This is a genomic window from Nocardiopsis camelliae (genome assembly GCF_028993595.1).
GTDB lineage: Bacteria > Actinomycetota > Actinomycetes > Streptosporangiales > Streptosporangiaceae > Nocardiopsis > Nocardiopsis dassonvillei.
Genome location: NZ_CP118614.1, coordinates 5,165,960 through 5,178,747, shown reverse-complemented (window position 1 = coordinate 5,178,747; position 12,788 = coordinate 5,165,960). Strand labels below are relative to the sequence as shown.

The following is a 12,788-nucleotide window of genomic DNA, read 5'->3' as shown; positions in this document are numbered from 1 at the left end:
CGGGTTCCACACCGCGTACCGACTTTCCAGTGAAGGAGCGACGTGTCGATCGACACCGCCACCAAAGAGAAGATCATCGCCGAGTACGCCACCGGCGAGGGTGACACCGGTTCCCCCGAGGTCCAGGTCGCGCTGCTCACGCACCGCATCACCGAGCTGACCGAGCACCTCAAGGGCCACAAGCACGACCACCACAGCCGCCGCGGTCTGCTGCTGATGGTCGGTCGCCGCCGCCGTCTGCTCAAGTACATCGCCAAGCAGGACATCACCCGCTACCGCTCGCTCATCGAGCGCCTGGGTCTGCGCCGCTAGGTTGTCGGCGGGAGTGGCTTCGGCCGCTCCCGCTTTGTTAGTAAGGTGTGACGCGACGGTGGTCGAACACCGCCGTCCACCCCAATTCCACAGTGAGAACCACCCGCTCCCCACCCCGGCGCAGAGTCGGGGCCGGTCCTCGGTAGTGGTCCCCGGACATTCCCTCAGGGCATGCCGTGGGCTTCGATCGATGACCGGCCGTCATCAACTCCGGGGCACGGACGCGGGAGACGAATCACCAGCGCCGGCACGCCTTCCGTGTCCGGCGCCACGAACGCGAACACGTGTAGTAGGAGGTCGCCCATGGAGGGCGTGTACTCGGCCGAAGCCGTCATCGACAACGGCTCCTTCGGCACCCGCACCATCCGCTTCGAGACCGGTCGCCTGGCCCGCCAGGCCGCCGGGTCGGCCACGGTGTACCTGGACGACGAGACCGTCGTCCTGTCCGCCACCACCGCCTCGAAGCGCCCCAAGGACAACCTCGACTTCTTCCCCCTGACGGTGGACGTCGAGGAGCGCATGTACGCCGCGGGCCGCATCCCCGGCTCCTTCTTCCGGCGTGAGGGCCGTCCCTCCGAGGACGCCATCCTCACCTGCCGCCTGATCGACCGGCCGCTGCGCCCGTCGTTCAGGAAGGGCCTGCGCAACGAGATCCAGATCGTCGAGACGGTCCTGGCCCTGCACCCCGAGCACCTGTACGACGTCGTCGCCATCAACGCGGCCTCGATGTCCACCCAGATCGCCGGGCTGCCCTTCTCCGGCCCGATCGGCGGCGTGCGCGTCGCCCTCATCGACGGCCAGTGGGTGGGCTTCCCGACCCACGCCGAGCTGGAGAACGCCACCTTCGACATGGTGGTCGCCGGTCGCGTCCTGGAGGACGGCGACGTCGCCATCATGATGGTGGAGGCCGAGTCCACGGTCCGCACCCTCAAACTGGTCGCCGAGGGGGCCGTCGGCCCCAACGAGCAGACCGTCGCCGAGGGCCTGGAGGCCGCCAAGCCCTTCATCAAGGTCCTGTGCAAGGCCCAGCAGGCCGTCGCCGAGCAGGCCAGCCGCGAGCAGGGCGAGTTCCCGATCTTCCTCGACTACGAGGACGACGCCTACACCGCCGTCGAGGGCGCCGTCCGCGAGGAGCTGTCCAAGGCGCTGACCATCGCGGACAAGCAGGACCGCGAGACCGAGCTGGACCGCGTCAAGGCCTCGGCCGCCGAGAAGCTCGCCGAGGACTTCGAGGGCCGCGAGAAGGAGATCGGCGCCGCCTTCCGCTCCCTGAGCAAGCAGCTCATGCGCGAGCGCGTGCTGCGCGACGGGATCCGCATCGACGGCCGCGGCCCCAAGGACATCCGCCAGCTGAGCGCCGAGGTCGGCATCCTGCCGCGGGTGCACGGCTCGGCCCTCTTCGAGCGCGGCGAGACCCAGATCATGGGTGTCACCACGCTCAACATGCTGCGCATGGAGCAGACGGTTGACACGCTCAACCCGGACAAGACCAAGCGCTACATGCACAACTACAACTTCCCGCCCTACTCCACCGGTGAGACCGGTCGGGTGGGCTCGCCCAAGCGGCGCGAGATCGGGCACGGCGCCCTCGCCGAGCGCGCCCTGCTCCCGGTCCTGCCCGCCCGCGAGGAGTTCCCCTACGCCATCCGTCAGGTGTCGGAGGCCCTGGGCTCCAACGGCTCCACCTCGATGGGCTCGGTCTGCGCCTCCACCATGTCCCTGATGGCGGCCGGCGTGCCCCTCAAGGAGATGGTGTCGGGCATCGCCATGGGTCTGATCAGCGAGGGCGACGAGTTCGTCACCCTCACCGACATCCTGGGCGCCGAGGACGCGTTCGGCGACATGGACTTCAAGGTCGCCGGTACCCGTGAGCTCATCACGGCCCTGCAGCTGGACACCAAGCTCGACGGCATCCCCGCCGAGCAGCTGGCGCTCGCGCTCCAGCAGGCCCGCGGCGCGCGCCTGGCCATCCTCGACGTCATGCAGGAGGCCATCGAGCGTCCGGCCGAGATGAGCCCGAACGCTCCGCGCATCCTCACCGTCAAGGTTCCGGTGGAGAAGATCGGCGAGGTCATCGGCCCCAAGGGCAAGATGATCAACTCGATCCAGGACGACACCGGCGCCGAGATCACCATCGAGGACGACGGCACGATCTACATCGGCGCCACCGACGGCCCCTCGGCCGAGGCCGCGCGGGACACGATCAACCAGATCGCGAACCCGACGATGCCCGAGGTCGGCGACCGCTACCTGGGCACCGTCGTCAAGACGACCACGTTCGGCGCGTTCGTGTCGCTGCTGCCCGGCAAGGACGGCCTGCTGCACATCTCGCAGATCCGCAAGCTGCACGGCGGCAAGCGGATCGAGAACCTCGACGACGTGATCAGCATCGGCGAGAAGATCCAGGTCGAGATCCGCGAGATCGACGACCGCGGCAAGCTGTCGCTGGTCCCGGTCGAGGTCGTGGAGGCCGAGTCGGCCCAGACCGCCCCCGCCGCCGAGGACGAGGGCTCCCCGGCCGAGGAGGAGGACGGCGACAAGAACGGCGGGGAGGCCCCGCGCCGTCGCCGCCGCCGCAGCTCGGGCGGGCGTTCGGAGAACACCTGATCCTGACCGACGCCGGGGCGGTCGCACCTTGGGTGCGGCCGCCCCGGCGCGTATCCTCGGCCGGAACCGCCGGGTGGACCGGCCACCGACGTCCCGACGAAGAAGAAGGACCCATGAGCTCTGTCCCCATCGCCGCCGAGCAGGACCCGGACACGACCGTGACGCTGCTGGAGCCGGACGGCGGTACCGGACTGGTGCGCCGCACGGTGCTGCCGGGCGGCCTGCGCGTGGTCACCGAGGCCGTGCCGGGCGTGCGCTCCGCCGCGTTCGGTATCTCGGCGACCACGGGTTCCCGCGACGAGGACTCCGTGCACGCGGGCTCGGCGCACTTCCTGGAGCACCTGCTGTTCAAGGGGACCAAGGAGCGCTCCGCACTGGAGATCTCCGCGCTGCTGGACGGTGTGGGCGCCGACCACAACGCCTACACCACCAAGGAGCACACCTGCTACTACGCGAAGGTGCTCGACCGCGACCTGCCGCTGGCCGTCGACGTCATCGGTGACATGGTGGCCAACTCGGTGCTCGACGAGGGCGAGGTGGAGACCGAGCGGGGCGTGATCCTGGAGGAGATCGCCATGTACGAGGACGAGCCCGCCGACCTGGTGGACGACGTCTTCGCGGCGCACTTCTTCGGCGACTCGCCGCTGGGCCGACCGATCCTGGGCACCACCGACACCATCGAGGCGCTCTCCCGCGACCGCATCGCCGAGCAGTACCGCGACGCCTACGTGCCCGGCGAGCTGATCGTGACCGCCGCGGGCAGCCTGGACCACGACCTGGTGGTGGAGCAGGTCCGCACGCTGTTCGCCGGGCACTCGGCCGCCGCCGGGGACGCCCGCCCCGCGCGCCCCCGCATCGGCGGCTCGCCGGTCGCCACCTACGGCGGCACGGTCGTGCAGTCGCGCGAGACCGAGCAGGCGCACATCATCCTGGGGTCGGAGGGGCTCTGCCGCACCGACCCGCGGTGGCACGCGCTGCGGCTGCTCAGCGCCGCCCTGGGCGGCGGGATGTCCTCGCGCCTGTTCCAGGAGGTGCGCGAGAAGCGCGGTCTGGCCTACGCGGTGCACGCCTACAACGCCGACTACGCCGACACCGGCAGCTTCCAGATCTACGCGGGCTGCCTGCCGGAGAAGGCCGACGAGGTCATCGGGGTGTGCCGCGAGGAGCTGGCGAAGGTGGCCGCCTCGGGCATCACCGAGGAGGAGCTGACCCGCGCCAAGGGTCAGATCCAGGGCTCGCTGGTGCTGGGCAGCGAGGGCACCAACGCGCGGATGGGGCGGCTGCTCTCGCACGAGCTGAACCGGCCCGGACACTACTCGATCGACGAGAGCCTGGCGCTGTTCGACGCGGTCACCGGCGCGGAGGTGGCCGAGGTGGCCGCCGACCTGCTGTCGCGGCCGCGCGCGCTGGCCGTGATCGGCCCCTACGCGGCCGACCGGGTCTTCTGATGTGACGTAGGCGGCCCCGGGCCGCTCCGCGCAGGCGGAGCGGTCCGGGGCCGTCGTGTTCCGCCCTCAGGCGGTGAGCCCGCGTACCAGGTCGCCGCGGGCCCGGGCCACCCGCGAGCGGATCGTGCCCACGGGCACGTCGGCCAGCCGGGCGGCCTCGGCGTAGGAAAGGCCCTCCACCTGGGTGAGGACGAACGCCTGCCGCCGTTCGGCCGCGAGGCCGTCCAGCAGGCACAGCAGGGCCACGTGCTCGTCGAACCGGACGGCCCGGGCGGGCAGCAGGTCCCAGTCGGCGTGGTGCACGCAGTCGGGGCGGGCCGCGTCGTGGCGGTAGCGGTCGGCGACGGTGTTGCGGGCGATGGCCAGCAGCCAGGTCCGCGCCGGGGCGCGCCCGGCGAACCTCGGCAGGCCGCGCAGGGCCCGCAGGTAGGTCTCCTGGCTCAGCTCCTCGACGCGGTCGGGGTGGACCCTGCGGGCGATGTAGCGGGCGACGTCGGGGCGGGTGCGCCGGACGAACGCGTCGAGCGCGGCGGCCGAGCCCTCACGGGCGGCGAGCGCCAGCCGGTCGAGTTCGCCGTCCCGCTCATGCGCGCGTTCCCCCGCGTACGGGGACTCCTCCGAACGGGCCGGTCCCTCCGCGAGGGCGGGTCCTTCCGGACGGATCGGTTCCTCCGGAAGGCCGGGTTCCTCCGGGCGGGCGTGCCCCCGCGGGAGAGCGGGGCCCTTCGCGGAGGCGGGCCCGCCCTCGCGAGCGGGCTCGTCCGCTTCGACCGCCGCGGGGGGCGGCGGGTCGGTGCGGTGGTCGCGCCGCGGACGGTGCGCCGGGCGGTCGGGGTGGGAACGGCGCGCCCGTGCCGGGCGCTGCTCCTGGAAGACGGTGTCGGTGGGCATCGGTGCTCCGGGTTCCGGCGTGCACCAGCGGCCCGGCGGCCGGTGGCCTCGGGCGGTGGTGCGCGCGGTGACGGGAGCGTGCGCGGCCGGTCCCCGACGGGGGACCGGACCCGGGCACGCGGGGACCGGACACGCCTCCGGACGCACGCGCGTGGGCGCGGCGGTGCGGAGGACGCGGCGTGAAGACGCTGACCCGGACGCCCGTGTCCGCCCGGGCGGAGCCGGGACCGCGCGGCCGTGGCCTCCGGGGACACGGTGCGGCGCGGGGACGGCTCGGAGCCGGTCCCCGCGGAACGCGGTCGTCGGGGCGCAGGGCGCACTGGCGGCGCGGGCGCGGGCGGGGCCGGGTCAGCTGCCCGGCGCGTGTTCGCGGGCGCCGGCCGCCGCGCGGCGGCCGGTGGCGCGGTCGAACACGGCCTACGCTGCGGGCGGTCCCCGCAGGACCAGGCTGTGCCGGAGGTAGGGCGCGGCCGGGGCTGGTGTCTCGCGCTCGGGGAGCGGGGCCGAGGGCACCCGCTCGGGCACCGGTCGCGGGACCGTGAGCACCAGTACGGGCAGCAGCGCGGCGGCGGCCAGGCGCAGGTAGGCGAAGAGCGCCGCCTCGCCCTGGCGCAGCCACCAGGCGCACACGGCGCCCGCCACGAGGTGGGCGACGAGCATCCGGGCGCCGCCCGAGGCGGCCTCGACGGCTGCGGGGTCGGCCGAGTGGGCGCCGTGGGCGCCCGCCGCCTGGGCCGTGGAGAAGACCAGGTGCAGGGCCAGCTGGCCCCACGCCATCCATCCGGCGATCGCGCCGAGTCCGCGCTCGCGGCCGGTCGCGGCCCACGCGGAGGCGTAGACCAAGACGGCGCCGACGAGCAGTCCGCCCAAGGGGACGGCGTGCTCGGAGGACAGCGCGTGGCCGCCCACGGACACGGCGGAGCACACCGAGGCGAACACCCCGGCGCGGGCCGCGCGCAGGGGTGGCCGCTCCGTCATGGGTTCATCGTCGCACCCGTTCCGGGTCCCCGCCCAGGGGGGTGGGCCGAGCGGTCGTCCGCGCGGAGGCGCCGCCTCACGCGGTCCCGGAGGCCGGACGCGGCCTCCGGGACCGGGGCGTCCCGCCCCTCCGCCTGCTCGGCGGCCCCTCCGGCGGTCCCCGCTCCCGGGGAACCGGGGAGCCTCACCCCTCCAGCAGGGTCTGCCCCACGTACCCTCCCTCCGCGCAGCCCGGCGGGACGGCGAACACGGATGAGCCCACCGCGGTCACCCACTCGTTGAGCAGGTCCAGTTCGTCCAGGCTCCGCTGGATGGGCACGAACTGGCGCAGCGGGTCGGCCTGGAAGGAGGCGAACAGCAGCCCCGCCTCCTCGCCGCCCGAGCCGCGCTCGTCGTAGTTGTAGGCGCGTCGGAAGATCCGCTGGTCCGGGTCGTCGGTGCGGGCCCGCCTGATGTGCGCGAAGTCCGCGATGACGGTCAGCCCGGAGGCGTCCGTGGCCTCCAGGTCCGCCTCGTCGTGCTCCTCGGCACCGGTCAGCGGCGCCCCGTTGTCCAGGCGGCGGCCGATGACCGCCTCCCTGGCGGGCCGGTCCAGCTCGTCCCAGGTGTCCAGGTGGGTGGCGATGCGGCGCAGCACCAGGCTCGTGCCCCCCTTGAGCCACCGGGGCGGGTCCCCGCCCCAGACCAACCGGTCGAAGTCCCCGGTTCCCGGCGCCGGGTTGACCGTCCCGTCCACCTGTCCCATCAGGTTGCGCATGCTGGTGCCCTCGGGCTGGGAGCCGTGGGCCCGGCGGAACCCGCTCTGCGTCCACCGCACCCGCGCGAAGGCCCGCGCGTCCTTGAGCATCATCCGCACCGCGTGGGAGACGGTCACGGGGTCGTCCGCGCACACCTGGAGCAGCAGGTCCGCCTCGCCCCAGGCCGGGTCGAGCCGGTCGTGCCCGAACTCGGGCAGGGGCCCGAGCCAGTCCGGCACCGCGTCGGGGTCCACCCGCTCCACCAGACCCCGCCCGAACCCGAACGTGGTGGTGAGCCGGGCCGGGACCAGGGCGAGTTCGGGCTCGGTGTCGGCCAGGGCGGGCTCGCCCCGGGACAGGCGGGCCGCGTCGTCGCTGAGCAGCCGCAGGAGCCGGCCGACCGCGTCCGCGTCCGCCCCCGGTTCCAGGTCCAGCGCCACGAAGGTGCCGTGCGTCTGCGGCGGGGTCTCCACGCCCGCCTGCCGCACGCCGTGGAACGGCACGGTCAGCGTGCCGTTGAGCGGGGGCGCCTGGGGGGCCGCGACCGGTTCCGCGGCCCACCGGTGGGCGAGCGCGCCTCCGGCCGCGCCGACACCGGCCGCCGCGCCGCCCAGGAGCAGTCCTCTGCGGCTGAGCCGGGACTCGCCGCCCATCAGTGGTCCCCGTGCCCTTCGTCCCCGTGCGTCTGGCCGCCCTCGCCCTCCGCCCCGGAGCCCTGCTCCCCGTCGCCGTGCCCCTCGCCGTGGCCGCCCCCGTACTCCTCGTTGGCCCCGGCGTAGTCCTTGACCGCGGCGGTGAACTCGGTGGTGGAGCCGTCGGAGAACTCCACGGTGACGGTCGCCTCGGCTCCCGGGGAGAGGTCCTCGGTCAGCTCCATGAGCATGATGTGGTCGCCGCCGGGCTCCAGGGTGGCGCTGCCCCCGGCGGGGATCGGGAACCCGCCCTCCTTCTCGCGCATGGTGGCGTCGGTGCCCTCGGAGAGGACCTCGTGCAGCTCGACCAGCCCGGCCGCGTCGTAGTCGGCCGAGACGACGGTGATCTCCTCGTCGGAGCCGTTGGCCAGCACGCCGAAGACGCCGGTCATCCCCTCCTCGGCGGTGACGGCCTTGATCCAGGGGTCGGTCACGGAGAAGGCGTCGGCGGCGGTCGCCGCGCTGTCGGCGGCCTCCTCCGCGGGGGCGGCGCCCTGTTCCTCCGCCCCGCCGCAGGCGGTGAGGGTGAGGCCGAGGCAGAGCAGTGGGGCGGCCCATGCGGTACGGCTGGTGCGGATGCGGTCCATGTTCCCTCCGGGGGTACGAGCCGCGTTCTCGCGGCCGTTCCCCCTACGGGTCGGATCGCGGGGCCGTCCGGTTCCCGGCGTCCGGGTGCACCGCGCCACAACCGGTCCGCGCACGCCGACGGGGCGGGCCCGGCCGTGCCGGACCCGCCCCGTCGGGCGTGGCTAGGACCTCTTCGGCGTCCGCTTGCGGACGGCGATGCGCTTGGGCCCGCGGGCGTTGGCGGCGCCGTGCACCACCACCTCCAGCAGCCCCTCGCCGTAGCTGGCCTCGATGTCCTCCTCGTCCACGGCCTCCGGGAGGCTGATCTCCCGGCGGAACGTGCCCATGAACCGCTCGGAGGAGTAGTAGACGACGTCGTCCCCGTCCCGGCGGCGCTCGCCGCTGATGGTGAGGATGCCGTTGTTCAGGCTCACGGCCACGTCCTGCTCCTGGACCCCGGGGACCTCGCAGCGGACGATCAGGTCGTTGCCCCGGGCGAGGATGTCGGTGGGCGGGCTCCACGCGTCGGCGTGCCCGCGCTCGCGTTCACCGGCGTTGCCGGTCTCCATCGAGGACATGCTGTCGGAGATGCGGTTCATCTCGGTGATCATGTCCACCACACCGTGGAAGGGGTTGTGGAACTTCTTCGGCGCCACGGCGGCCTCCTTTCCTCGTGCTGACGGGAATCTAGTCGCGCGCCTGGTTCTCCGGGGAGCGGTCGGACCGGGGCCGGTCCTCGGCGCGCTGCTCCCTGGGGCTGCCGGGCCTGGGTTCATCCGACAGCGCCTTGATCAGGCCCCAGACCATGAGCAGCAGGATGATCGCGAAGGGCAGTCCGGTGACCACCGACGCGGCCTGGAGCGCCGACAGCGCGTTCTCCCCGCCCAGTACCAGCAGGATCAGGGTGACCGCGCCCTCGCTGATCGCCCAGAAGGCGCGCTGGGCCTTGACCGGCTTGAGGCTCCCGCCGCTGGCGAGCGTGTCCACCACCAGGGAACCGGAGTCGGAGGAGGTGATGAAGAAGACCGCCACCACGATGATCAGCAGCACGGAGATGATGCCGCCGATGAGCGGCCCCCCGGGCAGCAGCTCCACCAGGCGGAAGGACCGGTCCTCCTCGCTCAGCGCGCTCAGTCCGGCGTCCCCGAACAGCTCGTAGTACAGGCCGGAGCCGCCGAACACCCCGAACCAGAGGATGGACACGGCGACGGGGGCGAACAGCGCCCCGATGACGAACTCGCGGATGGTGCGGCCGTAGGAGATGCGGGCCAGGAAGATGCCCACGAACGGGGCCCAGGAGATCCACCAGCCCCAGTAGAAGATGGGCCACGCGGTGGTCCAGGCCGCCGCCGTCTCGTCGATGAGCGGGCTCGGGAAGGCCAGGCTCCACTCGACGATGTTGCTCAGGTACTCGCCCGTGCCGGTGGTCATGATGCTGGCGATCCACAGCTTGGGTCCCAGGGCGAAGACGACCACCAGCAGCAGGAAGGCCAGCCACAGGTTGATCATCGACAGGCGGCGGATGCCCTTGTCGATGCCCGAGAGCACGCTGGCCAGCGCGATCGCGGTGATGAGGATGATGATGACCGACTGCACGGTGGCGTTCGTGGGGATGCCGAAGACGTGGTTGAGCCCGCCGTTGATCTGCAGGGTGCCCAGGCCCAGCGAGGTGGCCAGGCCGAAGATCGTGCCGAAGATGGCGAGGATGTCCACGACGTTCCCGGGCCAGCCGAAGGCCCGGTCGCCCAGGAGGGGGTAGAGCGCTGAGGCGGGGCGCAGGGGCAGGCCCTTGCGGAAGGCGAAGTAGCCCAGCGACAGGCCGAGCGCGATGTAGATGGCCCAGGGGTGGAAGCTCCAGTGGAAGTAGCTCAGGGCCAGCGCCTCGCTCGCCGCCTCGGGCGGGGGCGGTTCGCCCTCGGGGGTGACGAACTCGGCCGAGCGCGGCGAGGTCAGGTGGTGGATGGGCTCCGACACCCCCCAGAACACCAGGCCGATGCCCATGCCGGTGGTGAACAGCATGGCGAACCAGGCCAGCGTCCCGAACTCGGGCCTGGAGTCGGCCGGGCCCAGCCGGATCTTCCCGAACCGGCTCAGCATGAGGAAGATCGCCATCACCAGGAAGAAGGTGGTGGACAGGACGTAGACCCAGCCCAGCTTCTCACCTATCCAGTCGCGCGTGGCGGTGGCCGCGTCGAGCATCGGCTCGGTGGCCACGATGCCGACGATGACGAAGGCGAGGATCACGACCCCGGAAACCCCGAAGACGGTGGGGTTGGTGTGTTCTCGGATGTACTCGCGTAGGGATGAGATGCTGACTCCTTCCCAGCCCCGGAGGATCGCTGTCCCTGGTCGGGGGATGACGGACCGGTGCGGACACCGGCCCACGGACATGTCCCGTGGGATGGTAGATGCCAGAAGCCTTTTCGTGAAGCAACCGCACAATCGTGGAGTGTTGTCCTACGAGCGGAGAAATATCCCTTGCGGTGCCATGGGCCCTGATTGGACACATGACTGCATATGTCCGCACGTATCGGGGTAGGAGAGGTCACCCCCGTTCCGCTCGTCCCCTGCGGGTGCCATGCTCACGGCCGCCACCTCCGCCCCTTCGGACTCACGGCTCCGTCTTCGCGGACAGCCGGTCCAGAGCCGTGCCGATCCGGTCCAGCCAGTCCGTGATCGTGGCCAGCTCCTCCAGCGAGTAGTCCGCGTGCGCGGCCGTCATCGCCTCGCGCATGCCGGGCGCGGTGGCGGGGCCCAGGCGCGCGGCGTCGCCGGTCAGCCGGACGGCGACCTTGCGCCGGTCCTCGGGGTGGCGGGTGCGCTCGGCCAGGCCGTGCGCCTCCAGCCGGTCGATCACCCCGGTCACCGAACCGGTGGACAGGCACAGGCTGTCGGCGATCTCGCCCGGCGTCATGGAACCGCCCACGCGCAGCAGCGTGTAGCACTGGAAGTCGGTCGGGTTCATCCCCGAGCGCTCCGCCATCCGGTGCAGCATGCGGATGAGCCGTACGGCGAGTCGCTGCCCGTCGGTCTGCAACGCGTCGTAGAGTTCGGCCCGCGACCCGACCTCGGGATCCGCGGTTCCGGACCCTTCGAAGCCGGTCGGAGAGGATGCGGCCGACGCGGTGTCCATGGTTCCTCTCTCGCGTTCGTGGCCGGTGGCTCCGGCCGTTCCTGGAATTCTAAGCGCCACCGGGACGCACAAACCCTCTCCGGGAGGCGCACCCCTCCACCAGCGAAGGGTTTGACCCTCGCAGAGGGGGAAGTAGTTCGGTTGCCAAGATTCATGGAAACCGAGTTGCATTGTCCGGATGCTACCCGGGGAGGACACCGTCAATCCCATCCTGAACACCCACAGGCACCCGCGCCCGCCGGACGCCGGAGTCGCCGACGAGCGTTCCGCCCTGGAGGAGTCGCTCAAGGACTACCTGGAGCGCAGGCTCCGCGACTCGGAGGACCTCGACGGAGATTTCGGCCGGGGCCTGGCCGGTACGACCGTCCGCTTCACCCTGGACGGCGGCAAGCGGATGCGGCCCCTGCTCGCCTGGTGGGGGTGGCTCGCGGGCGGAGGCGCCCCCTCGGGGGAGACGGCCCGCGCCGCCCGCCAGGCCTGCGCCGCGGTCGAACTCGTCCAGACCTGCGCGCTCGTCCACGACGACGTCATGGACGGCTCGCCGACCCGCCGGGGCCGCCCCTCGGTACACGCCGCGCACGCCCTCGAACACGAGCGGGACGGCCATGTCGGCGACTCCCGCCGCTACGGGGAGGCGCTGGCCGTCCTCGTGGGCGACCTGGCCCTGGTCTGGGCCGACGACATGCTCAACGAGGCCCTGCCGGGCGTGCCCGAGCCAGTCCGGGCCCGGGCCGTGTGGCGTGACCTGCGCACCGAGATCATGGCCGGGCAGTTCCTCGACGTGCGCGCCCAGGCGCGCCGGGAGCGCTCGGAGGAGGCCGCCCTGCGCGTGGACCTGCTCAAGACGGCCTCCTACAGCGTCGAACGCCCCCTGCACCTGGGCGCGGCCATGGCCGGGGCCGACCCGGCGGTGGTGGGGGCCCTGCGCGGCTACGGCAGGGACGTGGGCATCGCCTTCCAGCTCAGGGACGACCTGCTCGGCGTCTACGGGGACAGCTCCCGGACCGGCAAGCCCGTGGGCGAGGACATCCGCGAGGGCAAGTGCACGCTGCTGCTCGTGACCGGCACCCGCCTGGCCCGCGAGCGCGGGGACGACGCCGCGCTGCGGCTGCTCGACCGGATCGGCCTGCCCGACGAGGACGTGGACCCCGCGGAGGTGGCCGACGCGCTGGACCGCCTCGGCGCGCGCGACCTGGTCGGGGCCAGGTGCCGTGAGCTCGTCGAACAGGGCCGGGCGCGCCTGGAGGGGCTCGACGCGCCCGCCCACGTGCTGGAGGGGTTGGGCGGCCTGGCCTCCCGGATCGCCCGTGACCGTGTGTGACCCGCCAGGCGGGGAAGGTATCCGCAACACCGGAGAGGAGCACCACCGTGCCTGAGGAGACCCCCGAGCCGCCGCCTCCGCCCCGGTCCGGGCCCGGGCCGC

11 protein-coding genes are annotated in these 12,788 nt (G+C 72.7%); 4 read left to right on the top strand and 7 right to left on the bottom strand.

What is annotated here, in order from left to right:
* Positions 1 to 42 precede the first annotated feature (42 nt).
* From rpsO to PV789_RS22565, 3 genes are all read left to right on the top strand, one after another.
* Entirely contained in the window at positions 43 to 312 is a 270-nt protein-coding gene (gene rpsO, locus PV789_RS22575; RefSeq protein WP_013154592.1) for a 30S ribosomal protein S15, read from the top strand.
* A 303-nt stretch (positions 313 to 615) separates the two neighbouring features.
* Positions 616 to 2,919, top strand: coding sequence for a polyribonucleotide nucleotidyltransferase (locus PV789_RS22570; RefSeq protein WP_274974445.1), 2,304 nt, complete (start codon positions 616 to 618; stop codon positions 2,917 to 2,919).
* A gap of 113 nt (positions 2,920 to 3,032) precedes the next feature.
* The gene (locus PV789_RS22565; RefSeq protein WP_274974444.1) at positions 3,033 to 4,367 is read left to right on the top strand and encodes a M16 family metallopeptidase; all 1,335 of its coding nucleotides are present in this window, start codon (positions 3,033 to 3,035) and stop codon (positions 4,365 to 4,367) included.
* Positions 4,368 to 4,433: 66 nt separating this feature from the next.
* On the opposite strand, the gene PV789_RS22560 is transcribed toward PV789_RS22565, so the two are convergent.
* The 7 genes from PV789_RS22560 to PV789_RS22530 form a co-directional block, all read right to left on the bottom strand.
* On the bottom strand, positions 4,434 to 5,258 hold the full coding sequence (locus PV789_RS22560) for a sigma-70 family RNA polymerase sigma factor (protein ID WP_274974443.1): 825 nt from the start codon (positions 5,256 to 5,258) through the stop codon (positions 4,434 to 4,436).
* Positions 5,259 to 5,675: 417 nt separating this feature from the next.
* A complete protein-coding gene (locus PV789_RS22555; RefSeq protein ID WP_274974442.1) occupies positions 5,676 to 6,236 on the bottom strand; it encodes a hypothetical protein in 561 nt (186 codons plus the stop codon).
* A 184-nt stretch (positions 6,237 to 6,420) separates the two neighbouring features.
* Positions 6,421 to 7,626, bottom strand: coding sequence for a Dyp-type peroxidase (locus PV789_RS22550; RefSeq protein ID WP_274974441.1), 1,206 nt, complete (start codon positions 7,624 to 7,626; stop codon positions 6,421 to 6,423).
* Positions 7,626 to 8,252 carry a copper chaperone PCu(A)C gene (locus tag PV789_RS22545; protein WP_274974440.1) on the bottom strand — a complete coding sequence of 209 codons (627 nt, stop codon included), beginning with the start codon at positions 8,250 to 8,252 and terminating at the stop codon, positions 7,626 to 7,628. The genes PV789_RS22550 and PV789_RS22545 overlap by 1 nt, the downstream gene beginning before the upstream one ends.
* Before the next feature lie 162 nt (positions 8,253 to 8,414).
* Positions 8,415 to 8,888: an Hsp20/alpha crystallin family protein gene (locus tag PV789_RS22540; RefSeq protein WP_274974439.1), complete on the bottom strand. Its 474-nt coding sequence runs from the start codon at positions 8,886 to 8,888 to the stop codon at positions 8,415 to 8,417.
* 31 nt (positions 8,889 to 8,919) lie between these two features.
* Entirely contained in the window at positions 8,920 to 10,476 is a 1,557-nt protein-coding gene (locus tag PV789_RS22535; protein ID WP_498047717.1) for a BCCT family transporter, read from the bottom strand.
* Positions 10,477 to 10,843: 367 nt separating this feature from the next.
* Complete coding sequence (locus tag PV789_RS22530; RefSeq protein WP_274974437.1) at positions 10,844 to 11,365, bottom strand: MarR family winged helix-turn-helix transcriptional regulator; 522 nt, start codon at positions 11,363 to 11,365, stop codon at positions 10,844 to 10,846.
* Positions 11,366 to 11,543: 178 nt separating this feature from the next.
* Here PV789_RS22530 and PV789_RS22525 point away from each other — a divergent pair, with 178 nt between their 5' ends.
* Positions 11,544 to 12,686, top strand: coding sequence for a polyprenyl synthetase family protein (locus PV789_RS22525; RefSeq protein WP_274974436.1), 1,143 nt, complete (start codon positions 11,544 to 11,546; stop codon positions 12,684 to 12,686).
* The last annotated feature ends 102 nt before the right edge of the window (positions 12,687 to 12,788 follow it).

Bases quoted from the DNA above. Each gene is read 5' to 3' on its own strand.
- PV789_RS22570 (WP_274974445.1), top strand. From the start codon at position 616: ATGGAGGGCGTGTACTCGGCCGAAGCCGTCATCGACAACGGCTCCTTC.
- PV789_RS22565 (WP_274974444.1), top strand. From the start codon at position 3,033: ATGAGCTCTGTCCCCATCGCCGCCGAGCAGGACCCGGACACGACCGTG.
- PV789_RS22560 (WP_274974443.1), bottom strand. From the start codon at position 5,258: ATGCCCACCGACACCGTCTTCCAGGAGCAGCGCCCGGCACGGGCGCGC.
- PV789_RS22555 (WP_274974442.1), bottom strand. From the start codon at position 6,236: ATGACGGAGCGGCCACCCCTGCGCGCGGCCCGCGCCGGGGTGTTCGCC.
- PV789_RS22550 (WP_274974441.1), bottom strand. From the start codon at position 7,626: ATGGGCGGCGAGTCCCGGCTCAGCCGCAGAGGACTGCTCCTGGGCGGC.
- PV789_RS22545 (WP_274974440.1), bottom strand. From the start codon at position 8,252: ATGGACCGCATCCGCACCAGCCGTACCGCATGGGCCGCCCCACTGCTC.
- PV789_RS22530 (WP_274974437.1), bottom strand. From the start codon at position 11,365: ATGGACACCGCGTCGGCCGCATCCTCTCCGACCGGCTTCGAAGGGTCC.
- PV789_RS22525 (WP_274974436.1), top strand. From the start codon at position 11,544: ATGCTACCCGGGGAGGACACCGTCAATCCCATCCTGAACACCCACAGG.